The sequence below is a fragment of the Caproicibacterium sp. XB2 genome, from assembly GCF_044880635.1.
GTDB classification, from domain to species: Bacteria; Bacillota; Clostridia; order Oscillospirales; family Acutalibacteraceae; genus Caproicibacterium; species Caproicibacterium lactatifermentans.
The window spans coordinates 1,272,854-1,286,403 of record NZ_CP173227.1; the positions used below are offsets into that span (position 1 = coordinate 1,272,854).

Consider the following 13,550-nt stretch of genomic DNA (forward strand, 5'->3'; position numbering starts at 1 on the left):
TCCTCCCTTATGTGCTTTCTTTCGGTGCCGGACCCGTACTGCTGCGGACAACCAGTTCTGGTTTAAAAATCAGGTTGTCTTGTGGCTGGTCCGGATGATCAAGCATCTGAATGAGTTTTTGTACAGCACCCGCGCCAATATCATAGGCCGGCTGTTTCATGGTGGTCAGCGGCACCCGCATAAGCTGTGAAAACTGCAGGTCATCAAAGCCAACAACTGAAAGCTGCCGCGGAATTTGAATGCCCTGTTGGTCTGCCTGCTGAAAGACACCGTACGCCATCATATCGTTGCAGGCAAAAATACCGGTTACATGCTGTTCCAACAGTGCCTTCGCAAGCTGATAGCCTGTAGAGGTATGGTAGTCGCCCACTTTCATCAGCATAGGGTCAAACGTTATACCATACTCCTGCAAAGCACGGATATAGCCAAACAGACGCTTTTGTGAGGAAAGTTCCCCCATTGGGCCGGAAATAAAGCCGATTCTCCGATGCCCAAGTTCCAGCAGGTGCCGAGTAGCCAAATAGCCGCCCAGTTCGTTGTCCACCAACACACTTGGAGCGGCAGAACCGCCCTCAGGTGCTTCCACCGTGCGGTCAACCAGCACAAACGGCTTTTCTACCTGCTGCAAAATCCGAAAGCACTGTGTGTCTTTGCTTACCTGTGAGCTGACCGACATGGTAAACAGAATGCCATCCACGCCGCGGCTGGCCAGCACATTGATGTAATCCGCATCTTTCTGTGGGTTATCGTTAGTGTTGCACAGCATCAGACTGTATCCGCTTTTTTGGCATGCCTCCTCGGCACCTTTGGCAATCTCAGCAAAAAACGTATTGGTAATGTCCGGTATAATCAGCCCCAGCGTCTTTGTTCGCCGAGTAATCAGCCCAACTGCCATTTGATTGGGGTGATAGTTCATCTCTGCCGCAACTTTCAAAACAAGGTCACGCGTTTTCTGTGAGATTCGCTCACACTTATTGTTTAGGACCAGTGAAACTGTAGAGGGCGACAGCCCCGTTTTTCGGGCAATATCCCGAATTGTAACACGCATACCCGTTGTTTCACCTCTGTTCAAAGCAGACAGCCATGCAGACATATCCGACTGTCCAACTTACACAATTTTAAAATACAGCGGAAAATATATTTGGTAATACGTTTGAATTAAGAATACAGCGTACAAGCTGTTTTGTCAACATCTTTTATAAATTTTTCTGTGGAAGTTTGTACTTTTATGCACTATGTAAAACATTGAAGTCGAAAATTTGTTATCTATGCCCTATATTCCTTTGGCTGAAAATGCTGTATAATGGTGTAAATTTATTATTAAAACGTTTTATCTTGTTTGTTGAAAGGAAAGTTTTCATTCTCATGACAAAAAACGGTATTTTAAACCCACAGCTTTGTTCGGCGATTGCTGGTGCCGGACATACTGACTATTTCGTGATTGCTGACCCTGGTCTGCCCATTCCGGAAGGCATAAATGTCATCGACCTGTCGCTGGTGCGCGGCGTTCCCTCTTTTCTGGACACTTTAAAAGCCGTTTCCGGAGAACTGGTTGTGGAATCCTACATACTGGCGGAAGAAATGAAAAATATCAGCCCTCGGCTGCACGACGAAACCTGCTCCGTTTTGCAGGGGCTGCCGCACAAATACGTTCCGCATGAGGAGCTGAAACAGCTGCTGCGCCGCGCAAAAGCGGTTGTTCGCACGGGAGAAACTACTTCTTTTGCCAATGTCATTCTTGTCTGCGGCGTCAATTTCTAAAATACAACACAAAAAATCTCAGCGGATTTTACACAACTGCTGAGATTTTTTATTTCCGTATTTACTTTGAATAGGCATGTGAGGCGGCCATGGGAACCGTATCTATACGCAAATGCAGTGCCTGTTCCGGACAGTTTGTGATAACCGCATCGACCTGCTGCCGAAACAACTCCTCCATCACCGCCGGTTCATCCGCCGTCCATGGGCGCACCGCCAAACCGCGGGTATGGCACTGCGACACCAAAGCCGTATCCCGCAGCAAACTGTCTTTGGGGTGAATGGCATCTGCCACCAGCCGTGCGGCCAGCTTCCAGACGCGTGCAAGCGGCACTTTATAAAGCAACGCTGTTTTGCTCTGTGGGGAACGGCGCTTCAGCTCCCGCAGAAGAAACGGATTAAAAGAGGAATAGAAGACGCGTCCGCTCATACCGGCAGATTCCTCCAGTGCAAGCACTTTTGGGATAACCGCATAGCCGTCGCGGCTGCGTCGATTTTCTTTCAGCTCCACATTCACCAACAAATGGGTAGGCTCCAGCAGACGGTATACTTCCGCCAGTGTCGGAATGCGTACACCACCATATCCCTGCCGCCCCGCGGAAGCGTCCAGTGCGCGCAGCTGTTCCAGCGTCATTCGGTTCACCCTGCCTTGCCCGTTGGTTGTACGGTCCACAGTATCGTCGTGAATGACCACCAAGCGGCCATCGGTGGTCAAGTGTACATCCAGCTCCACGCCGTCCACGTGAAGAGCAGCGGCCTTTTCAAACGCTGGCAAAGTATTCTCCGGTGCCGCAAAGGAAGCACCTCGGTGTGCAAAAATCTGTACTGCCAAATTTGTCCCTCCTTATCCGTTTCATTTTATTATAACACGAATTGGTAAAAAAGACCGCCGCTAAGGGCTGTTGTTACCCTCGGCGGCGGAGTCTTTTATCTATCTGTCATGGCTGAAAAACAGGTTTATTCAATGGTGATTTCGGTCGGCAGCGGCTTTGCCGCTTCTTTCTTCGGCATGGTCAGTGTCAAGACGCCGTTCTCAAAGCGTGCGGAAATTTTATCTGCCTGTACGTCAGAAACATCGAACGAACGGCCCATACTGGTCACACGGCGCTCACGGCGCACATACTGGCCCTCGTTGTTTTTCTGTTCATTTTCTTCTTTGTGCTGTGCGGTCAGTGTCATGCAGTTATCCTTGACGTTGACCTTGATTTCGTCCTTGCGGAAACCAGGCAGTTCCGCTTCCAGAACATACTGGCTACCCTCGTCACGGATATCCGTGCGGCACGGCAGGACGCTGTTTGCGTGGACGCCAAAGAAGTCGTCATCGAAAGGACGGAAGAACTGCTGCTCGAAAGGAATTAAGTCAAACATGATGAAAACCTCCAGTTTTTGCTCTGTCTGCCCGGTCTGGCGGGCGACACAAGTGATTTTGTTTTGTCTTTTGGGTCTTTCCCTTTGACAACTTCTATAATACGCAGAAACTGTGAAGTTTTTTTCTCTATTTTATGAACCGATTGTAAATATTAGCAGTCATCATTTACGAGTGCTAATATTTTGCGACTTTTCTGCGGGTCTGCCGGACCGAATTGAAAAAGGCATAAAACAAGCCGGACATACATTCTGCGGTATGTCCGGTTTGTTTTTAAGTCTTCTTTGTAAAGTCAGTTGATAATGAGGTCCTCTAAGCGGCGCTTCGGGACGTAATGCACGTCGTTTTCATCCCGATAATAATTGGTGTCATCGTTCTTGACTTCGGTAAGAATAATCGTTTCGTCCGGCTTGCCAATGGCAACAACCAGCATAGGAACCAAATTGGGTTTGAGGTCCAGTGCTTTGGCAACTTCTGCGGGGCTGAAGTTGCCAATCATACAGCCGCCCAGTCCCTTTTCCACAGCCACCAGCAGCATAGTCTGCGCAACGATTCCGACATCCCGCTGATACCGCTGCAGAGAACTGTCAACATTTGTATCCTGACAAATGATAATAAATGCCGGCGGGCAGTGACCGGGATGTGGCAGCTGTATGGGCTGCAGTGCGCGTGCCCAGTGCGTCAGCGGCTGAATCTTTGCCGTCTGCTCTGGTGTACAGGCAAGATAATAGCGCAGCGGCTGACGGTTGACACTGGAAGGAGTCAGCCGGGCGCAGTCTACCAGCTGCAGCAGCTCGTCCCGAGAAACACGGCGGCTCTGGTCATAGCCGCGGTAGCTTCTGCTTTTTTCAACCAAATCTCGAATCATGGTGCTTCCTCCTGTCTATTTGGATAGATTATCTTAAATGGATTCTCATGGTATATGTTCGTCCCGACAAATGCGCTGTACGGTAAATTTGCCCTGCAGCAGCGCTGTATGCATACCGGCTGTTGGTCCAAGCCACTGGCCCGTCAGCAGCAGGTGAGAAAGTCCCGGCAGGCGGCCGGTCAGCGGTGCTGGACGTGCCTGTGCAGTTGGAATAAATGCCGTACAGGAGCCGTGAAAATTGTGGAACCGCCGGGCATAGTCTGCCGGTGTATGGCAGCCGAGGAACTGTACCAGCCCCTGCATTTGCGGAAAATGTTTTTCCAGCGCCTGCCGTGTACTGTCTGCCAGCAGGCGGATTTCTTCCCGATAAGCCGCCTGCTGGCCAGCCAGTGCCTCCCAACGGCGGAATGCCTGCCGTCCCGCAATGGGGAAATCAACCGCCAGTTCTGCCCGGCCGTTGAATACAAAAGTCGGGTCATTGCTGAACTGTGTCACCCTCAGGCGGCTGATGCCGTCCCCCTCCGCCGGAATGACATCGGTTGGAAACGACAGCGTCCGTTCTATCGGCAGGGACTCCTCCGGCGCGGAAAAGAATAGGCGCACCAGGGAGCAGGTTGTATATTTTTCCGGCATGCAGTATCGGTCCTGCAGCTTTTTCTCCATACCGTACCGGTCCTGCAGCAGGACACGGCAGGCATAGGCCGGGTCACACGCCGCAATCACCCAATGCGTCAGCATATGTTCTCCGCCTGCCAGCACAATGCCGCGTGCCGCGCCGTTGGCCGCAATGATTTTTTTCACGGGGTCTTTACAGCGCAGCTGTCCGCCCTCTGCCAAATAGCGTTTCGCCATACGGTGTACAATACCCGCGGAGCCTCCCACCGGCACGGCCAAATCGCCGCTGAGAAAACGAGAATAGGAAAAGACCAGCTGTGCCAATGTACTGCCCGGCGGCAGCACTTCCCGAAAAGCACAGCGCAGTGCCGGATGATGAAACTGCTGCGCGTAGTCCTGCAGAGAAACTGTCCGCAGCCGCAGCAGCAGACGGCCGCTTTCAGTGCCGGCCGCACCAGCCAATGCTTTCAAAGGTGAAAGCAGATCCGGCGGGCACTCCGTTGCCGGGCGGAATGCCCCTGCCTTTTCGACCGCCGTACAAAACCGCTTCAGCTGTTCCCTGTCCTCCGGACTGCATGCCGCTGTGCTTTCCAGAAATTCATTGATGTCCCCGCAAAAGTTCACGGTGGCACCGGCCTCTTCCGCCGTGAAAAAGCTGTCCGGTGTAACAGGCAAAGTATCCTGCAAACCGCCGGTTTCCTGCCAGCAGCGGTACAGCGGCGTATCTTCCCGCACACCGTTCAAAAAACGCAGTGTCGGTTCCAGCGATACACCGGCGGTACGCAGCGGTGCACACACGCCGCCAATCTGTGGTAGCGCCTCATAAATCGTTGTACGAAATCCGTGCTTCTGGGCATAAATGCCCGTGGAAAGGCCCGCGATTCCGCCACCGATAATTGCGATTCGCTTTTGTCCCTGCAAGAGAGCTTCTCCCCTCTCTCCATATACGGTCAGTCGTTCAGAATTTTTTCAATGGTGGCACAGATTTCCTTCATCTTTGCCGGAATATCAATATGCTGCGGGCAATGCTGCGCACAGTTCCCACAGCCGATGCAGGCGGAAGCACGCTGTTTTTCTGTCAGCGCTTTGTAAGCGGTCAGAAAATCAGTTTCCCGATGAGAAACTTTATATTCGTTGTACAGTCGGAACAGTGTCGGAATTTCCACACCAGAGGGACATTCCATGCAGTATCGGCAGCCCGTACAGGGAATGGTCAAATACGCCCGATACAAATCCACCGCCTGTCCCAATGTGCGGCGCTCGTCCGCGGTCAGCGGGTGAAAATCGGACAAAAGCTGCACATTATCCCGAACCTGTTCCGCACTGTTCATGCCGCTCAGCATGGTCATCACGCCCGGCAGAGAAGCCACAAAGCGAATTGCCCAGGAAGCCAGGCTCGCCTGCGGTTCCGCCGCTTTCAGCAGTTTTTCCGCCGCCGGACACAGCGCAGCCAGCGCACCGCCGCGCACCGGCTCCATAACGACCACAGGAATGCCGCGCTCGGCCAACAGACGATACTGCTTTTCCGCGTTCTGTGCTATCCAGTCAAAATAGTTGAGCTGTATCTGGGCAAAATCCCAGTCGTAGGCCTCCAGAATCTGCTCCAATACCTCCGGCGTATCGTGAAAAGAAAATCCCAGCTGCCGGATAGTACCCTCCGCCTTTTTCTGCTTCAAATAGTCCAGAATATGAAATTTACGAAACTTTTCCAGCATATGCCGGTCCAACCCATGACAAAGGTAAAAATCAAAGTAGCTGACGCCGCAGCGCACAAGCTGTGTCTGAAAAATTTTGTCTACCTGTGACTGGTCCGTCATACTCCATGCGGGCATTTTGTCCGCCAGAAAGTAGCTTTCCCGCGGGTATTTGCGCAGGGCCTGCCCGATAAATTCCTCCGACAAGCCGTCGTGGTACATATAAGCCGTATCATAATAATTGACACCGTGGGCATAGGCGTAGTCAATCAATTCCTGTGCACGCGGCACGTCAATCTCCGGTTTGTCGGACTGCAAACGGGGTAGGCGCATAGTGCCAAAACCCAGCAGTGACGGGTGTGCGTCCGTATTTCGGTATCCTCTGGAAATCATACAATTCCTCCGTTCTCTTCAAGAACAGACAGCGGCCGACTGATGTGCCTGCCACATTCTTTTGCTGCCATTTAACTGTATTGTATCGCTCACCCGCCCTGTTTGCAAGCGGAATCCTTTGCTTTTTTAAGCAGCCGCATTATAATAATGAGCAGGAATATTAGAGATACAGGAGTGAACGATTTTGTCAAAAAATATCTGCGGGCGTTTTGCCCCTACCCCCAGCGGACGAATGCACCTTGGCAATGTGCTGTGTGCCCTGCTGGCATGGCTTTCTGTTCGGCAGCAGGGCGGGCGCATGGTGCTGCGCATAGAAGACTTAGACGCCATGCGCTGTCCCAGGCAGTACGCCGACTTGCTGGAAGAAGACATCCTCTGGCTGGGGATTGACTGGGACGAGGGTGGGAGCAAAGGCGGACCGCGTGGCCCCTATTATCAGAGTGAATGTGCACCGCTGTATGAAAAAGCGCTGCAAAAGCTGCGGGAAAAAGGGCTGCTGTACCCCTGCTTCTGTTCTCGTGCACAGCTGCACGCGGCCAGTGCTCCCCATCTTTCAGACGGACAGGTTCTTTATAACGGACACTGCCGTTCCCTTTCCGCCGAAGAAGCCGCGCAACTGTCCAAAATCCGCCGGCCGGCCGACCGTCTGCGGGTACCGGACCGAACCATTACCTTTGTGGACGGCTGTCAGGGGCCTTACACCGAAAGCCTGCCGCTGGAATGCGGCGATTTTCTGGTGCGGCGTTCAGACGGTGTATTCGCCTATCAGCTGGCAGTGGTGGCGGACGATGCACGAATGGGTGTTACGGAAGTCGTGCGTGGAAAAGATCTGCTCTCTTCCACGGCACGGCAGATATACCTGTTTGAACTGCTGGGATTCCCGCCGCCGCACTACCGTCATATTCCACTACTGCTTGCGCCGGACGGACGGCGGCTTTCCAAACGTGACCACGATTTGAGTTTGGAAGTGCTGCGCCAAAGTCTGCCGGACGCTCGCCCGCTCATCGGACTGCTGGCTTTTTTGTGCGGTCAGCTGCCCCGGCCGGAGCCAATTTCTCCGCGGGAACTGCTACCGCTGTTTTGCTGGGACAACGTACCAAAGGAAAATATCCGTATTCCAGCGCAGTGGTACCAGACGCCGCCGCAAAACTGGAACATTTCTGCACTGCGAAATCGTTAGTACATCTTTATTCTTTATACACGAATTAGTTCATAGTCACTGCTGCCGAGCCCCATTTTTACGCCATGCTGAATCATCACTTTCCAGTTGGTTGTGGGGTGCAGCGCCGTAAAGTAATCGCCGCAGGAACGGTCACTCTGGTCCAGCAGGCTGCCGGGGATAACTGGCTGACTGTTGACCGCGCGGGCACAGGCGAGGTCCAGCGCCACCGGGTCGAATGATGCAAACATACCCACATTTGGCACGATAGGCAGGTCATTTTCCGCATGACAATCGCAGTTCGGCGAAACGTCCACAACCAGACTGATATGGAACTGCGGGCGGTTGTGCAGCACGGCCCATGAATATTCTACAATTTTCTTATTTAGAATATCATTGGATTCGTCTGAAGCCGGCAGAACCGCGTCCCGCGGGCAGGCACCAATGCATCGACCACAGCCAACACATTTGCTGTGGTCGATGGACGCCTTGCGGTCCGCAATGGTAATGGCACTGTGTGCGCAGTTCCGCTGGCAGGAACCGCAGCCGACACACAGGCTTTGGTCTACATGGGGCTTGCCGCTGCTGTGCATCTCCATTTTTCCCGCGCGTGAACCGCAGCCCATGCCGATATTTTTCAGTGCGCCGCCAATGCCGGTAGCTTCATGTACCTTGAAGTGTGACAGTGAAATCACCACGTCTGCATCCATGACCGCGCGGCCGATTTTTGCCTCTTTGACATATTCGCCACCCTCTACCGGCACCAACTCTTCATCCGTTCCCTTCAGGCCATCCGCAATGATTAACTGGCAGCCAGTCGTCATTGGGGAAAATCCGTTTTCATTGGCCGAGTCCAAATGGTCCAGCGCATTTTTCCGGCCGCCAACATACAGGGTATTGCAGTCAGTTAAAAAAGGCTTGCCGCCCAGTTCCCGCACGGTGTCGGCCACCACTTTTGCATAGTTTGGCCGCAGGAAAGCCAAATTTCCGGGCTCGCCAAAGTGAATTTTAATCGCGGCAAACCGCTTTTCAAAGTCGATATTTCCAATGCCGGCCGTTTTCAGCAGCCGGTGCAGCTTCTGCGGCAGATTTTCCCTCAGTGTTACGCGCATATCCGTAAAATAGACTTTTGATTTTTCCATGGTGCAAAAGCTCCTTTCCTTTTCAAAGCATCTTTATATTATTTTTATGTACAAAAAGGCCCGCATAAAATCGGCAAATAGCCGGTCTTATGCGGGTTTTACTTTGGCGGAGAAAGAGGGATTTGAACCCTCGCGCCAGTTTCCCGACCTACTCCCTTAGCAGGGGAGCCCCTTCACCACTTGGGTATTTCTCCATGGGTGAAAACACTAAAAACTGTTCAATTTATAACAGAAGAATTCTATGGCGGAGAGGAAGAGATTCGAACTCTTGGTCCCTTGCGGGATCACTGGTTTTCAAGACCAGCTCCATAAACCACTCGGACACCTCTCCATAACATCACAAGTGCGTAATAAATAATACCATATCACATAGGTTTCTGTCAAGCCTTTTTTCGTTTTTTTCCGTAAAAGACTGAAAGAAGTACTTTGCCATTTCCTCCACAGAAAAACGGTGCCATCAAAAGGTCAATTCTTTGTACAGCTCAACAAAGTCACTGCAGACTCTCAATTGATATAAATGTCACATAGATAACTCATGAATTAGATGTTTTCAATATAATTGTTTTGTGTTATGCTGTGAGTGAAGAAAACAACGGGAGGAATTGTTTTGAAAAGGGACTTTCATTTTTACAGGCAACTGTTTGCGGCCACTTTTTCCGTAAGCGCCTTTACATTTGGCGGCGGATATGTGATTGTGCCGCTGATGAAGCAAAAGTTCTGTGATACACTACACTGGATTGACGAAGATGAAATGCTGGACATCGTCGCTATTTCGCAGTCACTGCCCGGGCCAATGGCGGTAGATGCCTCCGCGCTGGTCGGTTATCGGCTGGCTGGAATTCCCGGCGCGCTGACCGCGCTGCTGGCAACTGCCCTGCCGCCGCTGGTGATTTTGTCAGTTGTTTCCCTGTTCTATCAGGCATTTAAGTCCAACCGAATTGTGAACGCGGTTTTGAAAGGAATGCAGGCAGGCATCGCCGCAGTCATTGCAGATGTTGTCATTTCCGGTGCAGTGAAAACGGCTCGGTCCAAAGAGACACTTTCCATTCTGATTATGGCGGCCTCTTTTATTGCCATCTATTTCTTAAACATAAATGTTATCTGGGTAATTCTCGCGTGCGGTGCTCTCGGCGGCATTTTGGCCATGGTACAGATGAAACGGAAGAAGGCGCCAAAGGCATGATTTATTGGAAACTTTTATGGAGTTTTTTGCAGGTGGGGTTGTTTAGCTTTGGCGGCGGCTATGGCATTTTGCCGGTCATTCAGCAGCAGGTGGTTACAGAGAACCACTGGCTTACGATGCAGGAATTTACGGACGTCATCACCATTTCGCAAATGACGCCGGGACCTATCGCGCTAAACGCCTCTACTTTCGTCGGTATGCGTATGGCCGGCGTTTTGGGGGCCATTCTTGCAACATTTGGGTGTATCTTCCCCACTGCCGTGCTCGCACTGATTGTCGGCCATTACTACTATAAATACCGCAGTCTAACGCTGGTGCAGGGAATATTCAGTGGGCTGCGGCCGGCCGTCGTGTCGCTCATCGCTTCCTCCGGGCTGGCCATTTTGTTCCTTGCACTGCTGGGAACCAGCACGCTGTCTCTCGGCGCTTTTTCGCATATTGACTGGCGGGCAGTCATCCTTTTTGCCGCCTCTCTGTTTGTTCTGCGCAAGTGGAAGCCGAACCCTGTGTACATCATGCTGGCTACCGGTGCAGCTGGTGTTCTGCTTTATCTGTGGAAATAAGCACACTTGACAGCACAAAGTGAAAAATTATATCAAAATTCCCTCGCAGTGGTTGATTTCATGCTGAATGATTTGCGCCGTCCATCCGGTAAAGGTCTTATAGCGCGTCTGGAACTCCGCAGTCTGATACTGTACCTTAATGGACTTCCAGCGCTTAGTTGTGCGTATGCCGGTAAGGGACAGACAGCCTTCCTCGGTTTTATATGGTTCGGATTTTTTGATAATCTTCGGATTGAACATCACCATATATGTACCGCCATTATCGAAGGCAATAATGCGCTTATTCACTCCAATCATGTTGGCCGCCATACCGACACAGATGTCCTTATGGGCTTCCAACGTTTCCAGTAAATCTGCTGCCACACCCAAATCATCTACCGCGGCCGGTTCTGCCCTTTGTGTCAAAAACGCTTCGTCCTTCATAATTTCCCGAATCATTTGTTTTCTCCCATCTGCTGTAGGGCTGCCAACAAAAAGGCAGCTTGTCGCTTTCACAATATTGCTAAGTCCGCACAGCGCAACTCCCCTGCCGGATAAATCTATTCTATCTCACACCGCCCCAAACGGCAAGAATCTTCTTGGAATCAGACAATAGGAAAGCCCCGGAATCGCATGATTCCGGGGCTTCTGTTGGTCGAGGTGACAGGACTCGAACCTGCGACATCATGGTCCCAAACCATGCGCGCTACCAACTGCGCTACACCTCGATATAACAACAACGATATCTATTATAGAAAAAAAACAGACAAATGTCAAGATATAAAATTCTTCACACACTTTTCATGCGAAAACTTATAAACTTCTTGAAAGGTGTTCACTGGAATGGTAAACTAATATTGTACGTCTGTATTCAACGTATTGGGGAAAGGAATGCTGTGCTTATGGCAACCAAAGAAAAAATCCGGGTTGTCTGGAAATATCTTACTTCCCGGGAAATGATTTTGTATATCGTTTTTGGGTTAATAACAACCGCACTGAACCTTGCCATTTACTTTGTGCTGACGGACATTGTCCTAATGGACAAGTCACTGGCCTACTTTTTCGCGTGGCTGATCGCCATGCTCTTTGCCTTTGTTACGAACAAAAAGTTTGTCTTTGAAAGCAAAGCAAGGAAGCTGAAGGCCGTTCTGTACGAATTGGGCACCTTTACCGGCGGGCGGCTCCTCACTTTCGCAATCGGCGAAATCCTCATCACCGTTTTCGTCAAACAAATGGGACAGTCCAATTTAATTTGGAAACTGATTACCAATGTTATTGAGATTGCCGGTAACTGGCTGATAAGCAAACTAATTACTTTTCGAAAAAAAACGGACTGAGGTCCGGTTTGGAGGATAAGAACATTATGAAAGCAACAGAAAAAACAATGGACACAATTGTGTCCCTGTGCAAAAACCGCGGTTTTATCTATCCGGGCAGCGAAATTTACGGAGGCCTATCCAACACCTGGGACTACGGTCCGCTGGGTGTGGAATTCAAAAACAACGTGAAAAAGGCATGGCTGAAAAAATTTGTACAGGAAAGCCCTTACAATGTCGGCCTCGACTCCGCTATTCTGATGAATCCGGAAGTTTGGGTGGCTACCGGCCATGTGGGCGGATTTTCCGACCCGCTGATGGACTGCAAAGACTGCAAAACACGCCACCGTGCGGACAAACTGATTGAGGACTTCACCGGCAAGCCGGCCGATGGCTGGAGCAACGAAAAGATGATGCAGTTCATCAAGGAAAACCACATCAAATGCCCCAACTGCGGCAGTGAAAACTTCACGGACATTCGTCAGTTTAACCTGATGTTCAAAACCTTTCAGGGCGTCACAGAGGACGCAAAGAACACCGTTTATCTGCGTCCGGAAACCGCGCAAGGTATCTTTGTGAACTTTTCCAACATTCAGCGCACCACACGCAAAAAGCTGCCTTTCGGCGTATGCCAGATTGGCAAGAGCTTCCGCAACGAAATTACCCCCGGCAACTTCACGTTCCGCACCCGTGAATTTGAGCAGATGGAATGTGAATTCTTCTGCAAGCCGGACACGGATCTCGAATGGTTCAAGTACTGGAAAGACTTCTGCGAAAACTGGCTGCATTCTCTCGGCCTGACCAAAGAGAACCTGCGTCTGCGCGACCATGAGAAAGAAGAACTCTCCTTCTACTCCAAGGCAACGACCGATATTGAGTATCTGTTCCCATTCGGCTGGGGCGAACTGTGGGGGGTTGCCGACCGCACAAACTATGACCTGACTCGTCATCAGGACCATAGTGGCAAAGACCTGACCTATTTTGACGCGGAAACAAATGAGCACTATATCCCCTATGTCATTGAGCCTTCTCTGGGTGCGGACCGTGTAGCGCTTGCTTTCCTGTGCGACGCCTACGACGAAGAAGTTGTCAACGCAGAAAAGAAGGACACCCGTGTTGTTCTGCATCTGCACCCGGCACTGGCCCCCTTTAAAGCTGCTGTGCTGCCGCTTTCCAAGAAGCTGAAGGAACCCGCACAAAAGATTTATGCGGACCTGTCCAAGCACTTCATGATGGATTACGACGAGACTGGCTCCATCGGCAAGCGCTACCGCCGTCAGGACGAAATTGGCACGCCGTACTGCATTACCTATGACTTTGATAGCGGCGATGACGGCTGCGTCACTATCCGTGACCGTGACTCCATGAATCAGGAGCGCATTTCTATCGACAAACTGACCGACTGGCTGCAGGAAAAGATTGATTTCTAAAATACAACATAAATAAGAAAGCAGAGAGGCCGCTGTACCACAAAATGTGATACGGCGACCTCTTTTATCATACTGTCTGTTTTA

General features: G+C 51.0%; 14 protein-coding genes and 3 tRNA genes. 6 read left to right on the forward strand and 11 right to left on the reverse strand.

Features of this window, described 5'->3' with window-relative positions:
• Window positions 1-7 precede the first annotated feature (7 nt).
• Window positions 8-1,048: a LacI family DNA-binding transcriptional regulator gene (locus tag ACIHKT_RS06405; protein WP_174192960.1), complete on the reverse strand. Its 1,041-nt coding sequence runs from the start codon at window positions 1,046-1,048 to the stop codon at window positions 8-10.
• Between the two features lie 317 nt (window positions 1,049-1,365).
• On the opposite strand from ACIHKT_RS06405, the gene rbsD reads away from it, so the two are divergent.
• The gene (gene rbsD / locus ACIHKT_RS06410) at window positions 1,366-1,761 is read left to right on the forward strand and encodes a D-ribose pyranase (RefSeq protein WP_086036015.1); all 396 of its coding nucleotides are present in this window, start codon (window positions 1,366-1,368) and stop codon (window positions 1,759-1,761) included.
• A 61-nt stretch (window positions 1,762-1,822) separates the two neighbouring features.
• Here the strand turns inward: rbsD and ACIHKT_RS06415 are convergent, their stop codons facing one another.
• The 5 genes from ACIHKT_RS06415 to ACIHKT_RS06435 form a co-directional block, all read right to left on the reverse strand.
• On the reverse strand, window positions 1,823-2,590 hold the full coding sequence (locus ACIHKT_RS06415; RefSeq protein WP_086036016.1) for a glycerophosphodiester phosphodiesterase: 768 nt from the start codon (window positions 2,588-2,590) through the stop codon (window positions 1,823-1,825).
• A 125-nt stretch (window positions 2,591-2,715) separates the two neighbouring features.
• Complete coding sequence (locus ACIHKT_RS06420) at window positions 2,716-3,126, reverse strand: Hsp20/alpha crystallin family protein (RefSeq protein WP_174402987.1); 411 nt, start codon at window positions 3,124-3,126, stop codon at window positions 2,716-2,718.
• A 290-nt stretch (window positions 3,127-3,416) separates the two neighbouring features.
• On the reverse strand, window positions 3,417-3,992 hold the full coding sequence (locus ACIHKT_RS06425) for a nitroreductase family protein (protein WP_086036018.1): 576 nt from the start codon (window positions 3,990-3,992) through the stop codon (window positions 3,417-3,419).
• 45 nt (window positions 3,993-4,037) lie between these two features.
• Window positions 4,038-5,528 carry an NAD(P)/FAD-dependent oxidoreductase gene (locus ACIHKT_RS06430; protein WP_174192951.1) on the reverse strand — a complete coding sequence of 497 codons (1,491 nt, stop codon included), beginning with the start codon at window positions 5,526-5,528 and terminating at the stop codon, window positions 4,038-4,040.
• Between the two features lie 29 nt (window positions 5,529-5,557).
• Window positions 5,558-6,694 carry an aldo/keto reductase gene (locus ACIHKT_RS06435; protein WP_086036020.1) on the reverse strand — a complete coding sequence of 379 codons (1,137 nt, stop codon included), beginning with the start codon at window positions 6,692-6,694 and terminating at the stop codon, window positions 5,558-5,560.
• Window positions 6,695-6,878: 184 nt separating this feature from the next.
• Between ACIHKT_RS06435 and gluQRS the strand changes: the two genes are divergently transcribed.
• Window positions 6,879-7,874 (forward strand): tRNA glutamyl-Q(34) synthetase GluQRS, encoded by a 996-nt coding sequence (gene gluQRS / locus ACIHKT_RS06440; RefSeq protein ID WP_086036021.1) that lies wholly within the window; start codon window positions 6,879-6,881, stop codon window positions 7,872-7,874.
• 14 nt (window positions 7,875-7,888) lie between these two features.
• Here the strand turns inward: gluQRS and ACIHKT_RS06445 are convergent, their stop codons facing one another.
• From ACIHKT_RS06445 to ACIHKT_RS06455, 3 genes are all read right to left on the reverse strand, one after another.
• Window positions 7,889-8,995 carry a DUF362 domain-containing protein gene (locus tag ACIHKT_RS06445; protein WP_086036022.1) on the reverse strand — a complete coding sequence of 369 codons (1,107 nt, stop codon included), beginning with the start codon at window positions 8,993-8,995 and terminating at the stop codon, window positions 7,889-7,891.
• 104 nt (window positions 8,996-9,099) lie between these two features.
• Window positions 9,100-9,189 (reverse strand) — tRNA-Ser (locus tag ACIHKT_RS06450).
• A gap of 48 nt (window positions 9,190-9,237) precedes the next feature.
• Window positions 9,238-9,326, reverse strand: a tRNA-Ser gene (locus ACIHKT_RS06455).
• 276 nt (window positions 9,327-9,602) lie between these two features.
• Here ACIHKT_RS06455 and ACIHKT_RS06460 point away from each other — a divergent pair.
• Both ACIHKT_RS06460 and ACIHKT_RS06465 read left to right on the forward strand, forming a co-directional pair.
• Window positions 9,603-10,178 carry a chromate transporter gene (locus ACIHKT_RS06460; protein WP_086036023.1) on the forward strand — a complete coding sequence of 192 codons (576 nt, stop codon included), beginning with the start codon at window positions 9,603-9,605 and terminating at the stop codon, window positions 10,176-10,178.
• Window positions 10,175-10,741 carry a chromate transporter gene (locus ACIHKT_RS06465; protein ID WP_086036024.1) on the forward strand — a complete coding sequence of 189 codons (567 nt, stop codon included), beginning with the start codon at window positions 10,175-10,177 and terminating at the stop codon, window positions 10,739-10,741. Before ACIHKT_RS06460 ends, ACIHKT_RS06465 begins: the two co-directional genes overlap by 4 nt.
• Before the next feature lie 27 nt (window positions 10,742-10,768).
• On the opposite strand, the gene ACIHKT_RS06470 is transcribed toward ACIHKT_RS06465, so the two are convergent.
• Both ACIHKT_RS06470 and ACIHKT_RS06475 read right to left on the reverse strand, forming a co-directional pair.
• Window positions 10,769-11,179 carry a peptide deformylase gene (locus ACIHKT_RS06470; RefSeq protein ID WP_174192945.1) on the reverse strand — a complete coding sequence of 137 codons (411 nt, stop codon included), beginning with the start codon at window positions 11,177-11,179 and terminating at the stop codon, window positions 10,769-10,771.
• Between the two features lie 193 nt (window positions 11,180-11,372).
• A tRNA-Pro gene (locus tag ACIHKT_RS06475) sits at window positions 11,373-11,448 on the reverse strand.
• 174 nt (window positions 11,449-11,622) lie between these two features.
• Between ACIHKT_RS06475 and ACIHKT_RS06480 the strand changes: the two genes are divergently transcribed.
• On the forward strand, window positions 11,623-12,057 hold the full coding sequence (locus ACIHKT_RS06480) for a GtrA family protein (protein ID WP_157658954.1): 435 nt from the start codon (window positions 11,623-11,625) through the stop codon (window positions 12,055-12,057).
• Between the two features lie 26 nt (window positions 12,058-12,083).
• A complete protein-coding gene (locus ACIHKT_RS06485; protein WP_174192943.1) occupies window positions 12,084-13,466 on the forward strand; it encodes a glycine--tRNA ligase in 1,383 nt (460 codons plus the stop codon).
• The last annotated feature ends 84 nt before the right edge of the window (window positions 13,467-13,550 follow it).